At 27.5% G+C, this 19,648-nt stretch carries 13 protein-coding genes; all 13 read left to right on the forward strand.

What is annotated here, in order from left to right; genetic code table 11:
• Positions 1-243: 243 nt before the first annotated feature.
• The 13 genes from AC07E4_RS06340 to AC07E4_RS06400 all read left to right on the forward strand — a co-directional run bounded on the left by AC07E4_RS06340 (position 244) and on the right by AC07E4_RS06400 (position 19,367).
• Positions 244-4,020, forward strand: coding sequence for a phosphoribosylformylglycinamidine synthase (locus AC07E4_RS06340; protein ID WP_478215975.1), 3,777 nt, complete (start codon positions 244-246; stop codon positions 4,018-4,020).
• Positions 4,021-4,207: 187 nt separating this feature from the next.
• Positions 4,208-4,687, forward strand: a complete 480-nt coding sequence (purE, locus tag AC07E4_RS06345; RefSeq protein WP_034439345.1) for a 5-(carboxyamino)imidazole ribonucleotide mutase — start codon at positions 4,208-4,210, stop codon at positions 4,685-4,687.
• A gap of 1 nt (position 4,688) precedes the next feature.
• The gene (gene purC, locus AC07E4_RS06350; protein WP_478215976.1) at positions 4,689-5,402 is read left to right on the forward strand and encodes a phosphoribosylaminoimidazolesuccinocarboxamide synthase; all 714 of its coding nucleotides are present in this window, start codon (positions 4,689-4,691) and stop codon (positions 5,400-5,402) included.
• A 37-nt stretch (positions 5,403-5,439) separates the two neighbouring features.
• Positions 5,440-6,864, forward strand: coding sequence for an amidophosphoribosyltransferase (purF, locus tag AC07E4_RS06355; RefSeq protein WP_051539946.1), 1,425 nt, complete (start codon positions 5,440-5,442; stop codon positions 6,862-6,864).
• 489 nt (positions 6,865-7,353) lie between these two features.
• A complete protein-coding gene (gene purM / locus AC07E4_RS06360) occupies positions 7,354-8,352 on the forward strand; it encodes a phosphoribosylformylglycinamidine cyclo-ligase (RefSeq protein WP_034439340.1) in 999 nt (332 codons plus the stop codon).
• Positions 8,340-8,954: a phosphoribosylglycinamide formyltransferase gene (gene purN, locus AC07E4_RS06365; protein ID WP_034439338.1), complete on the forward strand. Its 615-nt coding sequence runs from the start codon at positions 8,340-8,342 to the stop codon at positions 8,952-8,954. Before purM ends, purN begins: the two co-directional genes overlap by 13 nt.
• A 28-nt stretch (positions 8,955-8,982) precedes the next feature.
• The gene (gene purH, locus AC07E4_RS06370) at positions 8,983-10,485 is read left to right on the forward strand and encodes a bifunctional phosphoribosylaminoimidazolecarboxamide formyltransferase/IMP cyclohydrolase (RefSeq protein WP_034439336.1); all 1,503 of its coding nucleotides are present in this window, start codon (positions 8,983-8,985) and stop codon (positions 10,483-10,485) included.
• Positions 10,486-10,528: 43 nt separating this feature from the next.
• Positions 10,529-11,773 (forward strand): phosphoribosylamine--glycine ligase, encoded by a 1,245-nt coding sequence (gene purD / locus AC07E4_RS06375; RefSeq protein WP_478215977.1) that lies wholly within the window; start codon positions 10,529-10,531, stop codon positions 11,771-11,773.
• 211 nt (positions 11,774-11,984) lie between these two features.
• Positions 11,985-12,500, forward strand: a complete 516-nt coding sequence (lepB, locus tag AC07E4_RS06380) for a signal peptidase I (protein ID WP_034439333.1) — start codon at positions 11,985-11,987, stop codon at positions 12,498-12,500.
• Between the two features lie 213 nt (positions 12,501-12,713).
• Positions 12,714-13,220 carry a signal peptidase I gene (gene lepB / locus AC07E4_RS06385; RefSeq protein WP_034439331.1) on the forward strand — a complete coding sequence of 169 codons (507 nt, stop codon included), beginning with the start codon at positions 12,714-12,716 and terminating at the stop codon, positions 13,218-13,220.
• A gap of 227 nt (positions 13,221-13,447) precedes the next feature.
• Entirely contained in the window at positions 13,448-14,839 is a 1,392-nt protein-coding gene (gene pepV / locus AC07E4_RS06390; RefSeq protein ID WP_034439329.1) for a dipeptidase PepV, read from the forward strand.
• Positions 14,840-15,744: 905 nt separating this feature from the next.
• Entirely contained in the window at positions 15,745-16,839 is a 1,095-nt protein-coding gene (locus tag AC07E4_RS06395) for a mandelate racemase/muconate lactonizing enzyme family protein (protein ID WP_034439325.1), read from the forward strand.
• 389 nt (positions 16,840-17,228) lie between these two features.
• A complete protein-coding gene (locus tag AC07E4_RS06400; RefSeq protein ID WP_034439323.1) occupies positions 17,229-19,367 on the forward strand; it encodes a HelD family protein in 2,139 nt (712 codons plus the stop codon).
• Positions 19,368-19,648 lie beyond the last annotated feature (281 nt).

Raw genomic sequence — 19,648 nt, forward strand, 5'->3', positions numbered from 1 at the left:
CTAATAAATGAAAATGATTACAATTAAGATAAAAGTAAATAGTAAAAAAATAAAAACAAAAAAACACAAACTTTAAATTACTTAAAAAAGACTTTATTCGTATATTGTCGAATGAAAAATAAATAAATTTTAAAAATGTACTTTAAAAAAAGTAAAAAGTGTATTATAATAAAACTATCGAATATTAAATTGAAACATTAAAATAATGTTCGTATTATTTCCAGGTGTTCAGGGGGGAAAGTGATGAATAACAAAATTTACACAATTTTTGTTGAAAAAAAACCGAACTTTAACTTAGAAGGTCAAGGACTTTTAAAAGATTTTAAGGCAAATTTAAATATAAAGTTATTAGAAAATGTTAGAGTTATAAATAGATATGATATAAAAGGAATAGATGAAAAAGATTATGATAAAGTTAAAAATAGCGTATTAAGTGAAGTAAATGTTGATGATGTTTATGAGGAATTAAATATTAAAGATAAAGAGAATGCGTTTGGAGTTGAGAATCTTCCAGGACAATATGATCAAAGAGCTGATTCAGCAGCACAATGTATACAAATAATAACACAACAAGAAATGCCAAAAGTAAAAAGTTCTAAAATTATAATTTTAGATGGAACGTTAACTTGTGATGATATAGAAAAAATAAAAAGTTACTACATAAACGCTGTAGATTCTAGAGAATGTGATGTTTATAAAAAAGAAACATTAGAAGATGAAGATAGTGATGTTAAACCAGTAGAAATTTTAAATGGATTTATAGGATTTAATGAAGAAGAGTTAAAAAGTTTTTTAACTAAAAATTCTTTAGCTATGACCATTGAAGATATAAAACTTGTACAAGGATATTTTAAAAATGAAGAACATAGAAATCCAACAATAACAGAAATAAAAGTTATAGAAACTTACTGGTCAGACCATTGCAGACATACAACATTTCAAACTGTGCTTGAAAATGTTGAGATAGAGGATGGAAAATTCACAGAAAATATAAAAAAAGCTTTTCAAACTTATAAAGAATATAGAGATGAAGTTTATTGTAAATCAAAAAAAGATATGACTTTAATGGATATAGCTATTATAGGAATGAAAAAATTAAGAAAAATTGGTGCATTAGATGATTTAGATGTGTCAGAAGAAATAAATGCTTGTAGCATAATTGTTAATGTAGATGTAAATGGTAAAGATGAAAAGTATTTAGTAATGTTTAAAAATGAGACACATAATCATCCAACTGAAATAGAACCTTTTGGAGGGGCGTCAACTTGTTTAGGTGGAGCAATAAGAGATCCACTATCAGGTAGAAGTTATGTTTATCAAGCAATGAGAGTTACTGGAGCTAAAGATCCAAGAATGAATATGAAGTCTACATTAAAAGGAAAATTGCCACAAAGAAAAATTACTAAGGAAGCTGCAAAAGGATATAGTAGTTATGGAAATCAAATTGGACTAGCGACTGGACATGTAGAAGAGATATATCATGATGGATATGAAGCAAAAAGAATGGAAGTTGGGGCAGTTATAGGTGCAGCTCCATATGAAAATGTAATAAGAGAAATACCAAGCAATGGTGATAAGATAATTCTTTTAGGTGGAAGAACAGGAAGAGATGGAGTTGGTGGAGCATCAGGTTCATCTAAGGAACATACAGAAAAATCAATAGAAACTTGTAATGCAGAAGTTCAAAAAGGAAATGCACCAACAGAAAGAAAAATACAAAGATTGTTTAGAAAGAAAGAAGTTACTACATTAATAAAAAGATGTAATGATTTTGGTGCTGGTGGTGTGTCAGTTGCTATTGGAGAACTTGCTGATGGACTTCGTATAAATTTAGATTTAGTACCAAAAAAATATGAAGGATTAGATGGAACTGAGATTGCAATATCAGAATCTCAAGAGAGAATGGCAGTGGTGGTTAAGGATAGTGATGTAGATAAGTTTATAAAGCATGCAGAAAAAGAAAATTTAGAAGCATTAGTTGTTGCAGAAGTGACAGAAGAAAAAAGAATGGTGATGAATTTTAAAGGTCAGGAAATTTTAAATTTATCAAGAGCTTTCTTAGATACTAATGGAGCTAAGAATTTTAATGATGTAAAAGTAATTAAGCCTAATGAAGAAAAAATTTATTTTAATGAGAATAAATTTAAAAAGAATAGTTTTAAAGAAACAGTAAAATCAGTAATTAGTGATTTAAATATATGTTCACAAAAGGGATTAGTAGAAATGTTTGATAGTTCTATTGGTGGAAATACAGTGCTTATGCCATTTAGTGGCAAGTATCAAATGACACCAACAGAAGCAATGGTTGCTAAGATACCATTAGAAAATGGAGAAACAACAACAGGAACTATTATGGCTCATGGATTTAACCCATATATATCATCATGGAGTCCTTATCATGGAGCATTGTATGCTGTAATAGAAAGTGTAAGTAAAATTGTAGCTTTAGGTGGAGAGTATAAAAATATTAGATTAACATTTCAAGAGTATTTTGAAAAATTAGGAACAGATAAGGAAAAATGGGGAAAACCATTTGCTGCATTATTAGGTGCTCTTTATGCACAACATGAACTATCTATAGCTGCAATAGGTGGAAAAGATAGTATGTCAGGCACATTTAAAGATTTAACAGTTCCACCAACATTAATATCTTTTGCGGTTGATACAGTAGATGTAAGAAAAGTGGTATCACAAGAATTTAAAAAAGTTGGAAGTGACGTTATATCAATTAATGCAATAAGAAATGAAGAGGAAATAGTTGATTTTGATTCACTTAAAAAGAACTTTGAAAAAGTTAAATCATTAATAGATAGAGAAAAAGTTTTATCAAGTTATACAGTAAAATCTGGTGGAGTATTAGAAAGTATAACAAAAATGACATTAGGTAATAGAATAGGATTTAAATTTAATAATGAATTAGAAATTGAAAAACTTATAAGCCCAGATTATGGAACTCTAGTATTAGAGCTTAAATCTGATGTTGATATAAATAAAGAATTAAAAGAATTAAATTATACAATATTAGGGAAAACAGTAAATGAAGAAAAAATAGAGTATAGAGATGAATTTTATATTTTAAGTGAAATAGAAGATATATTTACAAAACCATTGGAAGAAATTTTTCCAACTAAATATGGTGATGATAAATTAGAAAATGAAAAAATTAATGAATTTGAAGTTAAAAATAAGATTAATGTAAAATCACCAATAATAAAAGTGGCTAAACCTAAAGTTGTAATTCCAGTATTTCCAGGGACAAACTGTGAGTATGATTGTGAAAGAGCATTTAATATAGCTGGTGCGGAATCAGAAATTGTTGTATTCAATAATTTAAATTCCAAGTCAATAGAGGAGTCTATAAATGAGTTAGCAAGATCTATAAGAAATTCTCAAATAATTATGCTACCAGGTGGATTTAGTGCAGGAGATGAACCAGATGGTTCAGGAAAGTTTATAGCTACTATATTTAGAAATGAAAAAATTAGTAGTGAAGTTATGGAACTTCTAAAAAATAGAGATGGATTAATATTAGGAATATGTAACGGATTCCAAGCGCTTATAAAATTAGGACTTGTAACTTATGGAGAAATAAGACAACTTGATGAAAATAGTCCAACATTAACTAATAATGCAATAGGAAGACACATATCTTGTATGGTTAATACAAAAATAGTATCTAACTCATCACCTTGGTTTAGTGAGGTAAGTGTCAATGATATACACACAATACCAGTTTCACATGGAGAAGGTAGATTTTATGCTAATGATGAAATGATTAAAAATTTATTTGAAAATGATCAAATAGCAACACAATATGTAGATTTAAATGGAAATCCAACATATGACATAAAATATAATCCAAATGGTTCAGTATATGCAATAGAAGGAATTACTAGTCCTGATGGAAGAGTCTTAGGAAAAATGGGACATACAGAGAGAATTGGAAATAATGTAATAAAAAATGTTTTAGGTAACCATGAGCAAAAGATAATAGAAAGTGGTGTTAAATATTTTAAATAATTAGCTTAAAGAGGTGTTTTCAACATAATTATGATAAGTATAAATTGAACCCGTATTTATACAAAATTTAAACCCGAAGATTCCGAAAATGTAAAATAGAAAACCTTTTTATAACCATAGAATGAAAACACCTTTTTATATATTAAATTGATAAATTAATAGTTTATATAAAGTGGAGGTATTAAGTATGAGAGTAGCTATAATATTTGGAAGTAAATCTGATACAGAAGTTATGAAAAATGCAGCAAATTGTTTAAGGGAGTTTGAGATAGAATTTGAAGCCTATGTGTTGTCAGCACATAGAGTTCCAGAAAAATTAGAAGAAGTTATAAATGATTTAGAAGCAAATGGATGTGAATGTATAATTGCAGGTGCAGGACTTGCCGCACATCTTCCAGGAGTTATAGCATCAAAAACATTAATACCAGTTATAGGGGTACCTATAAAAGCTGCTGTAGAAGGAATGGATGCATTATATTCAATAGTTCAGATGCCAAAGGCAATTCCCGTAGCAACAGTTGGAATAAATAACAGCTATAATGCAGGAATGTTAGCTGTTCAGATACTTGCAAATAAATATCCAGAAGTAAAAGAGAAATTAGTTAAATATAGAAAAGATATGAAAGAAAAATTCATAAAAGAAAATGGAGAAGGAGTGGATCTTTAAAATGGAAGGAAAAGAATTAATATATGAAGGAAAAGCTAAAAAAATATTTAAAGCAGAAAGAAATGATGAGGTAATTGTTTATTACAAGGATGATGCGACTGCTTTTAATGGAAAAAAGAAAGAAACTATAAATTCAAAAGGAATATTAAATAATAGCATAACAACATTACTATTTGAAATGTTAGAAAAAGAAGGAATAAAAACTCATTTTGTAAAAAAATTAAATGATAGAGAACAACTTTGCAAGAAAGTAGAAATAGTTCCAGTTGAAGTTATAGTAAGAAATATAGCGGCAGGAAGCATGGCTAAAAGATATGGTGTAGAAGAAGGTACAGAATTAAAAACAACAGTATTAGAAATAAGTTATAAAAATGATGATTTAGGCGATCCTTTAATGAATGATTATCATGCGGTTGCTTTAGGAATTACTACATTTGAAGAATTAAATAAAATATATGAAATGGCAAGAAGAATAAATGAAATCTTAAAAGAATTCTTTAAAAAGCAAAATATTAAATTAGTAGATTTCAAATTAGAATTTGGAAGATTTAATGGAGAAGTTATTTTAGCAGATGAAATTTCACCAGATACTTGTAGATTGTGGGATATGACAACTGGCGTGAAATTAGATAAAGATAGATTTAGAAGAGAACTTGGAGATTTAGTAGAAGGATATACAGAAGTTTTAAATAGAATGATAGGTGGAGAAAAATAGGAATTAAAGTTAAGAAAGTCGAAGGGTGATTAGAGTTATGCAAAAGTTAGACAATGGATATATTTATAACAATTTTTCTCCAGATAAATTTAAAGATGAGTGTGGGGTTTATGGAATTTTTAATACTGGAGAAGAAAAAATAGATGTAGCAAAAAGAGTTTATTATGGACTTTATGCACTTCAACATAGAGGACAAGAAAGTGCAGGCATAGTTAGTTATGATGGAGACAAAATGCATGTTCATAAAGATATGGGTTTAGTTTCAGAAGTGTTTAATAAAGAGAGTGTATCTAAGCTAACTGGAGACTCTGCAATTGGACATGTTAGATACTCTACAGCAGGAGGAAGTAATGCTAAAAATGCACAACCAATAATGGGGGAATTTAAACTTGGAAGTATAGCAATAGCTCATAATGGAAACTTAACAAATGCAGATATAGTAAGAGAACTTTTGGAGGACTCTGGATGTATTTTTCAAACATCTATAGATTCAGAAGTAATTTTATATCTGATTGCAAGAAGTGCTAAAAAAGGTGTTCTAAATGCAGTGGTAGATACTATGCAAGCAATAAAAGGTTCATTTGCTATTGTTCTATTAACAGAAAATGAATTGATAGGCATTAGAGATCCATATGGAATTAGACCATTATGTATAGGTAAAATAGGAGAAAGTTATGTTCTAGCTTCAGAAAGTTGTGCATTAGATGCTACAGGAGCAGAATTTGTAAGAGATGTTGAAGCAGGAGAAATTGTAGTAATAAATAAAGATGGTCTAAGAAGTATAAACTTTGCAGAGAAAAGCAAGAAAGCTGTTTGCTCTTTTGAATATATATATTTTGCAAGACCTGATTCAGTAATTGATGGAATAAGCGTTCATAAGTCTAGATTTATGGCAGGAGAAAAATTGTATGAAGAAAGTCCAGTTGAAGCAGATATAGTTGTAGCAGTGCCAGATTCAGGAATATCTGCAGCAATGGGATATTCACATGCTTCAGGAATACCATATGAAGTTGGGCTTATAAAGAATAAGTATATAGGAAGAACATTTATATCGCCAACTCAAGAGGAACGAGAAAATGCAGTAAATGTTAAATTAAATGTACTTAAAGAAAATGTAGAAGGAAAAAGAGTTGTTTTAATAGATGATTCTATTGTAAGAGGCACAACAAGTAAAAGGTTAGTAGAACTTTTAAGAAGTGCAGGAGCTAAGGAAATACATTTTAGAGTATCTTCACCTGTAGTTAAGTTCCCTTGTTACTTTGGTATAGATACACCATATAGAAATGGACTTATTGGTGCAAATATTACAGTAAATGAAATATGTGAGAAAATAGGCGCAGATACATTAGGATATTTATCTAAGAATGCATTGTTAGAATGTTTAGATAAACAAATGGATTTTTGTACAGGATGTTTTCAAGGTGAATACCCAATATCAGCACCAATAAAAATTGAAGATTAAGATTATAAGTTAATAATTATATAAATTAAAATATTAACTTTAAATAATATAAATAGCTTAAAACTTAAATTTAATATATTGAGGTGGTATCCGTTTCCATGCTAAAAACATGCCACCTCAAGCCTACCTAGGGAAATTTATTAACTTAGTGCTCATAAATATTTAAATCACATATATGATTTTAAGTATAGTAGCAAAATTAACAATTAACGATGAACAATTAATAATGAAGGATAAAACTGAAAGCTCAGTTTTTTAAAAATCAATTTGTAGAACAAATTGTTAATAGTATGATTTGATAAAAATATTAAATGAGAATAGTAGTATTGAAAGAAAAAAAGTTTTTCAATTGATAAATGTGTTATTTAAACTTTGAACCCTATAGCAAAGGGATAATTTAAGACATTAGTTTGAAAACACTATATGAGTAGTAAGTTAATAATTTGAAAATCAATTTAATAAATGGTTTGAGAAAGGAAAGAGATTATTATGATAACTTATAAAGAAGCAGGAGTTAATATAGAAGAGGGATATAAAGCAGTAAAATTAATGAAGGAATACACTAAAAGAACTATGACATCAAATGTGTTAAATGGAATTGGAAGTTTTGCAGGAATGGTTGAAATAGGAAATGGATTTAAAAATCCTGTTTTGGTATCAGGTACAGATGGGGTAGGAACAAAGCTTGAAATTGCTATAAAACTTAATAAATTTGATACAGTAGGAATAGATTGTGTGGCTATGTGTGTTAATGATATTTTATGTCATGGAGCTAAACCATTATTTTTTCTAGACTATATAGCATGTGGGAAATTAGATTCAAATATTGCAGCAGATATAGTAAAAGGTGTATCAGAAGGTTGTGTACAATCTAATGCAGCATTAATTGGTGGAGAAACAGCAGAAATGCCAGGCATGTATAAAGATGGAGATTATGATTTAGCTGGATTTGCAGTTGGAATAGTAGATAAAGATAAAATTATAGATGGTAGCAAGATAAAAGAAGGTAACTCATTAATAGGAATAGCTTCTTCAGGAGTTCATAGTAATGGATATTCATTAGTTAGAAAAATTGTTAAAGATTATAGTGAAAAATTAGGTGAAAAAACATTAGGAGAAATATTATTAGAACCTACTAAAATTTATGTAAAATCAATATTAAAACTTATTGAAAGATTTGATATCAAAGGTATGTCACATATAACTGGTGGTGGTTTTTATGAAAATATACCAAGAATGTTTAAGGAGAATTTTACAGCTGTAATAGATAAGAATTCTTTTGAAATTCCAGAAATATTTAAGTATTTAATGAAACAAGGTGTAGAAGAAGAACATATGTTTAATACTTACAATATGGGAATTGGCATGGTTCTTGCAGTAGATAAAAATGATGAAGAAGATGTAATAAAGATGTTAGAAGATATGGGTGAAAAAGCGTATAAAATTGGAACAGTACAAGCTGGGGGTGAAGGCGTTTGCTTAAAATAGCAGTCTTAATATCTGGTGGAGGAACTAATCTTCAAAGCATTATAGATAATGTGAAAAGTGGTTATTTAAATAATTGTGAAATATCATATGTGATAAGTGATAGAGAAAATGTATATGGTATTGAAAGAGCAAAGTATAACAACATAGAAACAATGGTTTTTGATAGAAAAAAATATAAGGAAAACTTGAGTAGTCATTTATTAAAGTTTTTAAAAAACAAAGTGGATTTAATAGTATTAGCAGGATTTACATCAATATTAAAGGCTGATTTTATAGAATGTTTTAAGGGTAAAATTATAAATATTCATCCATCTTTAATACCAAGTTTTTGTGGAAAAGGAATGTATGGAATTAAAGTTCATGAAGCAGCAATAGAGTATGGAGTTAAATTCAGTGGCTGTACTGTTCATTTTGTTGATGAAGGGACTGATACTGGAGCAATAATACTACAAAAAATAGTTCCAGTAATAAACAATGACACTGCAGAAATGTTACAAAAAAGAATATTAGAAAAAGAGCATGAGGCTTTGTCAGAAGCTATAAAACTTATTAGTGAAAATAAAATTAAAGTAAGTGGAAGACAAGTAGAAGTAATAGATTAGTTAAAAGGATAAAGAGAGGTATTGCATTATGATAAAAAGAGCTTTAATAAGTGTTTTTGATAAAACAAATGTATTAGAATTTGCTAAATTTTTAGAGGAAAGAAATGTTGAGATTATATCAAGTGGTGGGACTTATAAATATTTAAAAGAAAATAATGTTAAAGTTTTGGAAGTATGTGAAATTACAAAAGCTGATGAAATGTTAGATGGAAGAGTGAAAACACTTCATCCAAATATTCATGGTGGAATATTAGCTCTTAGAGATAACGAAGAACATATGAAAACTTTAGAAGAAAGAAGTATACAAACAATAGATTTAGTATGTGTAAACTTGTATCCTTTTTTCGAAAAAGTAAAAGAAGATATAACATTTGAAGATAAAATAGAATTTATAGATATTGGTGGGCCAAGCATGTTAAGAAGTGCATCTAAGAATTTTAAAGATGTACTTGTTATAAGTGATATTAATGATTATAGTGAAGTTATGAATCAAATATCAGAAAGTGGAGATGTTGACTACAAAACAAGAAAAGAATATGCAGCAAAAGTATTTAATTTAACATCTGCATATGATGCAGCAATATGTAAGTTCTTATTAGAAAATGAATCTGAAGAAGAGTATTTTACAGCATCTTATGTAAAAGAAAATAGATTAAGATATGGTGAAAATAGTCATCAAAATGCAGTAGTATACAAAAATACTAATGGTCTTGGAATGATGAACAATATAGAAAAGTTAAATGGAAAAGAACTTTCTTATAATAATATTAAAGATATGGATATTGCATGGAAAGTTGTTAATGAATTTGAAGAAATTGCTTGTTGTGGATTAAAACATAATACACCTTGTGGAGTTGCTATAGGTGATAATGTTAAAGATGCATATGTTAAAGCTTATGAATGTGATCCAATGTCAATATTTGGTGGTATAGTTGCATTAAATAGGACTGTTGATAAAGAATCAGCAGAAGAAATGATTAAAATATTCCTTGAAATAGTTATAGCACCAGATTTTACAGAAGAAGCTATAGAAGTTTTAAAATCTAAAAAGAATTTAAGAGTTATAAAATGTACTTCAAAACCAAGTGAGATAAAAGAAGTAGTATCTATTGATGGTGGATTATTGGTTCAAGATAGAGATACTGAGTTAAATACTGAATTAAAGGTCGTTACAAAAAAATCTCCAAATAAAGAGGAATTAGATGAACTTTTATTTGCAATGAAAGTATGTAAATATGTAAAATCAAATGCAATAGTTGTATCAAACAATAAAAGAGCAATAGGTATAGCTGGTGGACAGGTTAATAGAATATGGGCAACTAATGAAGCTCTAGAAAGAGGCGAAGGTGCAGTTGTTTTAGCATCAGATGCATATTTCCCATTTAGAGATTGTGTAGATGAAATAGCAAAATCAAATGTTAGAGCTATAATTCAACCTGGTGGATCAATAAGAGATGAAGAATCAATAGAAGCATGTAATGAGCATGGAATAGCTATGGTATTTAGTGGATTAAGACATTTTAAACATTAAATTGTTTATTTCATTATAAGTTTAAGAGTTTTGGAGGGTCAGTATGAAAGTTTTATTAATAGGCAATGGTGGAAGAGAGCATGCTTTAGCATACAAAATAGCACAAAGCTCTAAGGTAGAAAAAATTTATTGTTCTAAAGGCAATGGTGGAACCGCAGTTGAAGAAAAATGTGAAAATGTAAATTTAAGTACTATTGAAGAATTAGCTAATTTTGCAGAAGAAAATAAAATTGATTTAACAATTGTAGGTCCAGAGAAGGAATTATGTGATGGTATAGTGGATGAGTTTAAATCACGTGGACTTAAAATATTTGGACCAAGTAAAGAAGCAGCAAAGTTAGAGGGAAGTAAAGCCTTTTCAAAAGATTTTATGAGAAAATATGGTGTTAAAACAGCAGAGTATGGAAACTTTGATAACTTAGATGAAGCATTAAGATATGTTGAAAGATGTGAAATACCTGTAGTTGTAAAAGCAGACGGATTAGCAGCAGGGAAAGGTGTAATTATTGCAAGTACTAGAGAAGAAGCCATAGATGCCGTAAAAGAATTAATGGAAAATAGAACTTTAGGTGATGCAGGAAAAACTATAGTAATAGAAGAATTTTTAGAAGGTGTAGAAGCATCAATACTTTCTATAACAGATGGGGAAGTAATAATACCGTTTATATCATCTAAAGATCATAAAGCTATAGGAGAAGGAAATACAGGATTAAATACTGGTGGGATGGGAACAATAGCACCTAATCCATATTGTACAGATGAAGTATTAAAAGATTTTAGTGAAAATATAATGATACCTACATTAGAAGGTATTAAAAAAGAGAATTTAGACTATATTGGAATAATATTCTTTGGGGTTATGATTACTAAAAAAGGTGTATATCTATTAGAATACAATGTGAGAATGGGTGATCCGGAAACACAAGTAGTATTGCCACTAATGGAGAGCGACTTAGTAGAAGTTATAGATAGTGCAATAAATAAGAATTTGAAAAATATAAAAGTATTATTTAAAAATGCATATGCTTGTTGTGTAATAGGAGCATCTAAAGGATATCCTAAAAAATATGAAAAGGGTTTTGAAATAACAGGTATAGATAACTCTAAAGCTAAAACTTTTTTTGCAAGTGTAAAAGAAGAGGATGGAAAGTTATTAACTAATGGCGGAAGAGTTTTAGGAGTTACATCTATAGGAAAAACTCTTGAACAAGCTAGAGCTAATGCATATGCTGGAATAGAAAATATAAAATTTGATGGAATGTATTATAGAAAAGATATTGGTAAATAAAATTTATTTTTTTAATTAAGGGAGAAGAGATTCTCTCTTTTTACTTTTAAAATTAAAATACAAGTCTGTAAACCTATATGATATAATTATAAAGTAATTTACAAATAATTTTAAAGCATGATATATTGGGTAAGGATTATATTTAAACTAAAATTAAAATCGTATAGGTATAATAGTTTATGGTTTATATTTTAAACAGGAGGAGTTTTAAGTGGAATTAGTAAAAAAGTTTTTTAAGGAATGGGGAATTCCTATAGTTTCTGCTGTGATACTTGCATCTTTTATTAATATGTTTGCATTTTTTAATATAAGTGTGCCAACAGAATCAATGTATCCAACTATAAAGCCAGGTGATAAAATATTTTGCACAGTAATACATAGTAAGAAGTCTATAGAAAGAGGAGATATAGTAGTATTTAAGTCTAAAGAATTACAAGAAAAGTTAGTGAAAAGAGTAATAGGACTTCCAGGAGAGCATATAGAATTTAAAAATGATGGAAGTGTTTTAGTTAATGGTAAAAAGCTAGAGGAGCCATATGTACAAAATAATAGTGATAAAGAAGCTGTATTTGATGTTCCAGAGGATTCCTATGTATTTATAGGAGACAATAGAAATAATTCACTTGATGCAAGATTTTGGGTAGAACCATATATAAAATATGATGATATAAAAGGAAAAGCAAGATTTACAGTACTTCCATTTAGTAGATTTGGAAAATTAGAATAGAACTAGATATTTATAAATATCTAGTTTTTATTATATAAAAATTTGAATAACAAAAAAATATAAGTAAGTACTATCCATTATATATTAATATATAATGTTGAATTAAAGATATGTTTAAACGTATAATTTATATATGAAAAGAAGCATGAGATTAAATTTAGTAACGATTTAATTAAGAAGAATTAGAAATTTAATTATATGAGGAGGACGAAAATGAAAAAATTTTTAAAAGAATGGGGAAGCATAATTGTTATAGCTGCAATATTGGCTATTATAATAAATAAATTTGTATTTTTTAATATAAATGTTCCAACAGGTTCAATGCTTCCTACAATACAATTAAAGGATAGAATTTTTTGTACTGTAGTACATAGTCAAAAATCTATAAAAAGAGGAGATATATTAGTATTTAAATCAGAAGAGTTAGAAGAGAAGTTAGTGAAAAGAGTAATAGGGCTTCCAGGTGATCATATAGAGTTTATGGGGGATGGTACTGTATATGTAAATAATGAAAAATTAGATGAACCATATGTAGTAAATAATAGTGATAAAACTGGAATTTTTGATGTTCCTGAAAATTGTTATTTTTTTGCAGGGGATAATAGAGCAACATCTTTAGATGCTAGAGTTTGGCAGAATCCTTATATAGATTATAAATATATAAAAGGGAAAGCACAATTTGTAATATTACCATTTAATAGAATAGGCAAATTAAAGTAATCTAGAAGATAACGATAATTCTGCAAAATAATACAAAATATTTAGAATAATTTTTAAAATTTGTATAAAAATAAAGTAATATTATATTAAATTTGAAAACAATTACAGAATTTCGAAGAAAATTTGATTTCATTATTGAGTTTATTCAGAAAAAGTGTAATAATAAGATTATAAGTTAACAAATTGTTAAAAAAACAAATTATTTTCCAAGAAAGGAAGTTATATATATGGATATGAATAAAAGAATTGATGAAATGCGTGAGGAAATAATAGCTTCTACACAAGAATTAGTTAAAATAAGAAGCTTAGAAGGAGAACCAAAACCAGGAATGCCATTTGGTGAAGATGTAGACAAAGCTTTACAATGTGCGTTAAAAATGTCAGAAAAATTAGGTTTTAAAACAGTTAATGTTGATGGATATGCAGGATATGCTGAAATTGGTGAAGGTGAAGAATATGTAGCTTCTCTTGGACATTTAGACTTAGTACCAGAAGGAGATGGATGGATACACCCACCATATGCAGCTGAAATACATGATGGAAAGATGTATGGAAGAGGAACTTCAGATGATAAAGGACCAGTTGTTGCTTGTTTATATGCTTTAAAAGCTATAGAAGAAGCAAACTTACCAATGTCAAAAAGAATAAGAGTTATATTTGGAACAAATGAAGAAACTGGTGGATTAGATATACCATATTACTTAGAAAAAGAAAAAGCTCCAGTATTAGCATTTACACCAGATGCTGATTTCCCAATAATAAATGGAGAAAAAGGTATAACAATATTTGAACTAGCTCAAAATTTTGCAGTAGCAGGTAATGGTGAAATAGTTATAGAAAGTATAGTTGGAGGAAATGCTCCAAATATGGTTCCAGATTATTGTGAAGCTATACTAACATGTGAAAAAGCAGCAGAAGTAAAATCTGCATTAGAAGCTTTTGCTAAAGAAAAATCATATGAAATGAGTGCTGAAATAGAAGGAAATAAAGTAACTATTAAATCAATAGGTGTTTCTGGACATGGAAGTACACCAGAATTAGGAAAAAATGCAATAATGCAACTTATAACTTTCTTAGCAACACTTGAACTTGGAAATGATGATGTATCAAACTATGTTAAATTCTTTGCTGAAAAAGTTGGAATGGAAGTGGATGGAAAAAGTTTTGGTGTTTATCTTGAAGATGAACCATCAGGAAAATTATCATTTAACTTAGGTCAAATAAATGTAACAAAAGAACGTGGATTAACTGTATTAAACTTAAGATATCCAGTTACTAAAACTTTAGATGATATGATGACTCCTTTATGTAAGACTTTAGAAGGAACAGGAATTATGATGGAAAATCTTAAACATCAAGAGCCATTATACTTTGAAACAACTCATCCATTAGTTCAAAAATTAGCTAAAGCTTATAGTGAGCAAATGGGAGAGGAAGCAAAATTTGTGTCAATAGGTGGAGGAACATATGCTAAAGAAATGCCTAACACAGTAGCTTTTGGACCAACATTCATAGGTCAACCAAGTACAGTTCATCAACCAAACGAATATATAGATGTTGAAGAATTAATAAAATTAGCAAAAATATATGCATATGCACTTTATGAATTAGCAAAATAGAGAAAAACCCCTAAAAATAGGGGTTTTTTTGTTATAAAAAAGATTAAATTAATTATAGATAAAAATATATTAAAGATGATATAATATAAATGGAATGTTAACAATTTAAAAAAAATTAACAAGATATGAGTTATAATCATATAATGGTTTTTATAAAAATATTAAATTATTTTATTAGGCATAATCATACGAATATAGTATGATTATAGATAAAATAATATTGAAAAGTAATATTATCCAAATAGATTAATATCTATTTTTATTCCAAATTGTTATGAGATCAATAAAAATATGTTAATAAAATTTAATATATTCATTTTAAATAACCACACATGATTTAGTTACTAAGATGAAAAATTTCCTAGGAAAATTAATTTAGGACATTCCAAATTGCAACAAAAAAATACAAATAATATTTATTAAATATTAAAAATTTATGGAGAGCGGTAACATGTTAATATTATCTTTAGTATCATTAGCTATTACAATACTCTTGTTATTTTCTAATATTGATAACTGGGGTATAATAAGTTTAATCCTTATTATAGTTAGTTTTATTACTGCTAAGATACAATTAAAAAGAGCATTTAAGTGCGATGATGAATGTAGGTTTTCATTTGTGTGTGTTAGCAAAAAAACGGCTATTAATATATGTTCATCTGTTATAATTTTAAACTTTTTTGAGTTAAGCTTTATAATATTTATTTACATTTTACACAGAATAACTTAAAATTATTAATTATTTTAGTAGTTTGTGAAAATGTATATTTTTTTATCTAAAAATAAAATAATAAATTTTGTAATAAAAATGGAGGCCGTCTTATATAATTAGAAATGATTATATAATAATTTTAATTTACAATAATTAAATATGTAAATAGTTTAAAAGTTTTAAGGGTGGTTTTATGAAAATAAAAGAAATAAAAATAGGAAAATTAGATATGCCTTTAAAGAAATTATATAAGCTGCCAAGCAGGGAAATTAAATCATCAGAAGAGGTAGTTATAAAAATAATTTCAGAAGAAGGTATGGTGGGATATGGAAGTGCAGCTCCAGCTCCTATGATAACAGGAGAAACAGAAAACTCTATTATAGCAGCTATAAAATATATAGAAAAGTATATTAAAGGTAAAGAGATTATGTCTATAGATAGGGTTATGAATGATATGGATATGTGTATAAAAGGAAATCCAAGTGCAAAGGCAGCTATAGACATAGCCATATATGATTTATTAGGAAAAAAATATAATATACCATTGTATAAGTTTTTAGGCGGAACGCAAAAAGAAACATTAACAGATATAACTATATTCCACGATAGTTTGGAAAATATGGTATCAAATTCACTTCACGCAATGCTTGAAGGATATACAAGTTTAAAGATAAAATTAGGATTTGGAACATTGGATGAGGATGTTGAGAAAGTTAAAGCTATAAGGAAAGCTATTAAAAAGTCTGTTAGACTGAGAATAGATGGAAGCGAAGCATGGACACCTAAAGAAGCCATAAAGATAATTAGAAAGTTTGAAGAAGCAGAATTAAATGTGGAATTTGTAGAACAACCTGTTAAGTATTGGGATGTAGAAGGATTGAAACAAGTAAAAGACAATGTAGACACTATGATACTTGCGGATGAATCAGTATTTGGATATTCTACAGCAGAAGCATTTAGAGTTATACAAAATAGAACATGTGATTATATAAATCTAAAACTTATGAAAAGTGGTGGTATTCATAATGCAATTAAAATTTATAATATGGCGGATACCATGGGTATAAAATGTATGATGGGATGTATGATTGAAAGTAAAATAGGAATAACAGCAGCAGCAAGTATAGCAGCAGCAAAGGGGAATATGATAACTTCTGATTTAGACACAATGCTTCAATTTGAGGATGAGCCTATTGTAGGGGGCGTTACTTTTGATCAAAATCGAATTATACTAACAGATGAACCTGGGCTTGGTATAAAAGATATAAAATATTGGAAAGAAATTTAAAAGTAATAATTTATAGGGGGGATGTATTCTCCCTATTATTTTTTTCAATATAAATAAATAGAGTTTAGACTAAAATTAAATTATTATGTGCTTTTATGAGTAAGTTAATTTTATAAAATATAACATATTGAGAAAATAGTGTAAGATTTGAACTATAAGAGTGTATATTTTGACAAAAATTTGATAGAATTTAAATTATAAGAGTAGTTTAAAAATATAAACACTATCTCTATATATAATTATATCACAAATACATATAAATTTGTAGTCTTGAGGTTTAAAGGGAAATTATATATACTAAAAGAATCAATTTGAACATGTCTAAATAGTAGTTATTTACAAGCGTAAAATACTTGTGAAAATTTCTTCTTGTAGAAAGGAATGATGATATGTCTAATAAAGAATTGAATGAAGAATTAAAAAAAGAATTAGAGCTTGAAATCGAAAAAGAAAAATTAAAAGATGTAATTGAAATTATAAATAGCGAAACATTGTCTTATTTAGAAAAGCGTAAACAAATAACTGATTATATAGTACAGTATAGAAAAAATATTATTGATGAATATAAAGAAGATGAAGATAAAATAATAGAATACTTTGATCACGAAAGGTTTGTAAAAGAAGAAGCATTTACTACTATAGACAGAAAACTTAAAGAACTAAACATATTAAAATATTCACCATACTTTGGAAGCGTTGAGTTTAGTGAAGAAGATTTTGGAATAGACAAAATATACCTTGGAAGATTTGGTGTAACTCCAGAAGGGCGTTTCGAACCAGTAATAGTAGATTGGAGAGCACCAGTAGCATCATTATTTTATCATGGATCATTAGGAGAAGCTAAATATAGTGCACCTATGGGAGATGTTGATGTTAATATACTTGGAAGAAGGCAATACATTGTAAAAAAAGGTATTTTAAATGGTATGTTTGATTCAGATATGAATGTAGATGATGATATATTACAAATGGTTCTTAGTAAAAATTCCTCAGAGAAGCTTAAAGATATAGTAATGACTATTCAACAAGAACAAGATAGAATTATAAGAGAAGATAAATATAAAGCGGTTGTAGTTGATGGAGTAGCTGGAAGTGGAAAAACGACAATAGCACTTCATAGAGTGGCATATCTTTTATATAACAATAGACAAATCTTTGAAAATAAAGTATTAATTTTAGGACCTAACCATATATTTATGGATTATATATCAGAAGTGTTGCCAAGCTTGGGCGAGAGTGGCGTGAAGCAATGTACATTCTTGGACTTTGCATCTGAAATAATAGATACTGAAGATGTATTATCACTGAAAGATGTTATGGAAAAAGTTTTAAATGGAGATGAAAACTTTGAAAAAGAAATAGCATATAAATCATCATTAGATTTTAAAGAAGAGTTAGATAATTATATTTCAAATTTAAATAAAAGTTTTTATGAATGCAAATATGTAAAGCTAAGAGAAAAAGTAGTAGTAGATGATGATGAAATGAACAAAATGTTCAATGAATATTTTGTTAATATGCCTTTATTTAAAAGAAGTCAAAAAATAAAAAGAATAATTTATTCTAAAATTAAAGATATAAGAAATGAAGAATTTAAGGTTATAGAAGAAAAATTTAGTAAGATGAAAGAATGTCTTTCAAAAGATGAACTAGAACTTGAAATAAATAATATAGAATTTAATAGGAAATTAGAAATTAGAGAACTTTTAAAAGATGTAATTGAACTAAAAAAATCTCTTAATTATTTAAATAGTCCAAGTGTATTAGAAATATACAATAAGTTAAATGATAATAAAGAACTGTTTGAAGGTGATTTAGCTGCAATATTATATTTAAAAGTAAAATTAGAAGGATTTAAATTAAAAAATGAAGTTAAACACATTGTAATAGATGAAGCACAGGATTATTCTCCATTACAATTTATAGCAGTAAAAGAACTTACAAAATGTAACTCATTTACTATTGTGGGAGATACAAATCAAAGATTATTACCACTTACTAGTTCAAGTGCAATGCTTACATTAGAAAAATATATAAAAGATTTAAATATAAGTGAATATAAATTAGAAAAAAGCTATAGATCTACTAAAGAGATTATGGAATATGCAAATAGTTTTCTAGAAGATAGTGATATAGTACCATTAGTTAGAGCTGGAGAGCCAGTTGAAAAAGTAAGCACTAATAGTAATCAAGAATTTATGGATAAAATATTAAATATTATAGAAAATATGAGAAATGAAGAGTTAGAAAATATAGCAATTATAACTTATAATGAGGAAGAAGCAGAGCAGTTAAATAATATGTTATTTAATAAGTTGAATTATAAGTTAATTACAAAAGAGCATATAAATTATACTCATGGACTTACAATAATGCCATCATACTATGCTAAGGGTTTAGAGTTTGATGGAGTTATAATTGTTAAAACAGACGAGAACGATGAAAATAAGTATTCTAATATGAAAAAGTTAAATTATGTAATGGCAACAAGAGCATTACACAAATTAGCAACAATATCAAAACAATAAGGTAATAGGATGAGAGTTTAAAATCTCATCCTATTTACATAATATTAGGGTAAATTTGTGCATAGAATTATGTTTGCTTATAATAATAAACATGTAAAAATAAAATAAGTATTTTATTTTCATATCTTAACAACATCAAAATTATCATATCACAATACATATTTTGTTAATATAATAATTAAAAAATGAAATAGATAAAATAACATTTATAGGGTTTAAATATAAAAAAATACATTGTATATAAAAAAATAATAAGGTAAAACCTTATTATTTTTTTAATC

This window comes from Clostridium amazonense (assembly GCF_056431285.1).